Annotated in this window: 3 protein-coding genes; 1 reads left to right on the top strand and 2 read right to left on the bottom strand. The window is 71.0% G+C overall.

All coding sequences use genetic code 11. From position 1 onward, the window contains the following. Together HKK72_RS38315 and HKK72_RS38310 are read right to left on the bottom strand one after the other, a co-directional pair. Window positions 1-506: acyl-CoA dehydrogenase family protein (locus tag HKK72_RS38315; RefSeq protein WP_187239277.1), on the bottom strand; the 506-nt coding region annotated here is incomplete at its 3' end. Next, window positions 503-1,696 (bottom strand): acyl-CoA dehydrogenase family protein, encoded by a 1,194-nt coding sequence (locus HKK72_RS38310; RefSeq protein ID WP_187239276.1) that lies wholly within the window; start codon window positions 1,694-1,696, stop codon window positions 503-505. The genes HKK72_RS38310 and HKK72_RS38315, both read right to left, overlap by 4 nt. 365 nt (window positions 1,697-2,061) lie before the next feature. On the opposite strand from HKK72_RS38310, the gene HKK72_RS38305 reads away from it, so the two are divergent. Continuing rightward, a complete protein-coding gene (locus tag HKK72_RS38305; protein WP_187239275.1) occupies window positions 2,062-2,817 on the top strand; it encodes a nuclease-related domain-containing protein in 756 nt (251 codons plus the stop codon). Window positions 2,818-2,858 lie beyond the last annotated feature (41 nt).

The following is a 2,858-nucleotide window of genomic DNA, read 5'->3' as shown; positions in this document are numbered from 1 at the left end:
AGTCCGTCGGCCACGCTGCGCACCACCCCGGTGAGCGTCGTGTTGCCGCCGGGCTCCGCCGCCGGCCGAGAATCGGCGGCGGCGCCGTCGGCCCGTACGGTGGCGGGGAAGTCGGCACCGGGCGGCGTGGAGAACGGCACCGCGAGCGCCGCGATCCGGCGGCCGGCGGCGAGCTGGGTGAGCAGCTCGGTCTCACCCGCCTCCAGCATCGCGGCGGTGGCCAGCACCGCGCTGCCGAGGAACGGCACCGGCGCCACCGCGCGGCCGAGCTCCTCCAGCACCACCGCCGCCTCGCGGAACGAGGCGCCGGCGCCGCCGAACTCCTCGGGCACCGCCAGGCCTGCACAGCCCAGGTCGGTCGAGATCGTGCGCCAGAGCTTGGCGTCGCACGGGTCACCGGTCTCGGTGCCGGCGAGCACCTGTGACCACGGGGCCAGATCCTCGAGCACGGAGCGCACGGCGCGGCGCAGCTCCTCCTCGATGTCGCTGTAGAGCAGGTCCGTCATTTCGGCAGGTCCTTCCACGCGACGTCCTTGTCGACCCGGATCTCCCCCGGCAGGCCGAGCACCCGCTCGGCAATGATGTTGCGGAGGATCTCGGAGGTGCCGCCCTCGATGGAGTTGCCCTTGGACCGCAGGTAGCGGTAGCCGGGCGAGCGGCGGGTGAAGTCCACACCGGTCGGGCGGCGCATCGTCCAGTCGTCGTAGCGCAGGCCGTCCTCGCCGAGCAGTTCCAGCTCCAGGCCCGAGGCCTCCTGGTTGAGACGGGCGAACGCGAGCTTGACCGCCGAGCCCTCCGGGCCGGGCTGGCCGGCCGCGAGCTGCTGGCGGAACCGCAGCCCGGTCAGCCGGGCCGCCTCGGTCTCGACCCACAGCCGCAACAGCGTGTCGTGCAGGCCGGCGGTGCGCAGCTCGGGATGCTCGCGCCAGAGCCCCGTGACCACCCCGACCATGCCGCCCTCGCGCGGCGAGGCCCCGCCGCCGATGGCGACGCGCTCGTTCATCAGCGTGGTCTGCGCGACGGCCCAGCCCTGGCCCACGTCGCCGAGCCGGTCGGTGTCCGGGATGCGCACGTCGGTGAGGAACACCTCGTTGAACTCCGCCTCGCCGGTGATCTGGCGGAGCGGGCGCACTTCGACGCCCGGTGCGGTCATGTCGCAGACGAAGTAGGTCATGCCGCGATGCTTGGGCAGTTCAGGGTCGGTACGGGCGACGAGGATCGCCCAGCGGGCCTCGTGCGCGATGGACGTCCACACCTTCTGGCCGGTCACGATCCAGTGGTCGCCGTCGAGCACCGCCCGGGTGCCGAGGGCCGCGAGGTCGGATCCCGCGCCGGGCTCGCTGAACAGCTGGCACCAGATGTCCTCACCGGTCCACAACGGCCGCAGGAACCTGCTCTTCTGCTCATCGGTGCCGAATCGCAGGATGGTGGGCGCGGCCATGCCGAGGCCGATGGCGTTGCGCTCGGGCTGGTTGCGCGGTGCGCCCGCGGCGGCGAAGGCGTCGTCGACCACGGACTGCAGAGCCCGCGGCGCGCCGAGGCCTCCGAGCCCGGCCGGGAAGTGCACCCAGGCCAGCCCGGCGTCGAACCGGGCGCGGAGGAACTCCTGCGGCTCGGTGGACCCCGGGTCGCGGGTGTCGAGGAATTCGCGGACGCGACGGCGGAGATCGTCCGCGTCGACGGTGGATTCGCTCACGATGGGCGACCTCCGGGCCGGGTTGAGATGAGGGCGGCGTTTCTAGGCGGTGCTCCGGGGGGTGGGGCGCATACCGACTGGTCGGTATGCGCCCCAGCCTAGAAACGCGGGTGACCGTAGTCAACGAGATGCCACCGAGCGATCTTGAGCCACCGAGGGATCTCGATCCGGATGGGCCGGTTCCGTGGTGACGGTTCCCCGGATTCCCGCCATCCCGCAGTCCGGGGACGGCCGACCGCGAAGGTAAGCCTTACCACTCCACGACGTCGTGAATTTTTCCCGGTTCGTGATGTTCACCGTTACGCCCTGACGTGGTATCCAACGGGAGGCGGTAAGTAATGTCCCTCGGCGGCTTGGGAGCGGAAATGATTGGCAAGTCCATCTACCTGAGGGACCGGCCGGCCTTCACCGGCGGGTCACCGCAGGCCGTGTACGAGGAGTTGTGGGCCCAGGGGCGCCGGGAGCGGCTCCGGCTGCGCGCCATCCTCGCCGGCGTCGCCCTGCTGCTCGGCGGATACCTGGTGTCGCCCGTCTTCGGCGTGGTGCTGGCCTTGGTCGTCGCCGCGCTCGACGTCGCACACCACTCATGGAAGCGCACCTCCGCGAGCCTGTGGCGCAAGGGCCTGAGCGGGGACGAGCGGATGACCCGGCTGTTGCGTCTTACGCTGGAGCGGCAGGGCTACCGCGTCCTGCACTCCCGCTCGATCCCGGGGTACGGCAAGGTGGACCAGCTCGTCATCGGTCCGAGCGGAGTGTGGCTGATCGACAACCAGGCGTGGCATCCCGAGACCGAGATCGAGGAGTACGGCGGCAGGCTCTTCATCAACGGCAAGTCCGGACGAGCCCAGACCGACAAGCTGCACAGAATGGCCGTCACCGTGGCCGAGCTCCTGTCAGAGCGTCTCGAGACCGACGTGCTCGCGACCGCGGTGGTCGCCGTCCACTGCGGCAGGCTGCGGCGCAGGGTCACCACGAACGGGATCTCCCTGGTGCGGGCCTTCCAGATCCCCCGCTGGATCCGGGGGCAGAAGTACGCGCCGTACTCCGCCGAACAGGTCGACCTCATCACCCGCGCCGCCACCCACGTGCTGCCGATCGGCAATCGCGGCCTCACCGCTTGACGAGAGTGGACCGCTACTCACGCCCGCAGAACCGTGCAACA

Source organism: Actinomadura sp. HBU206391, assembly GCF_014323665.1.
Taxonomy (GTDB): domain Bacteria; phylum Actinomycetota; class Actinomycetes; order Streptosporangiales; family Streptosporangiaceae; genus Actinomadura_C.
The sequence above is the reverse complement of the archived record's forward strand: the minus strand, read 5'-3'. Positions and strand labels throughout refer to the sequence as shown.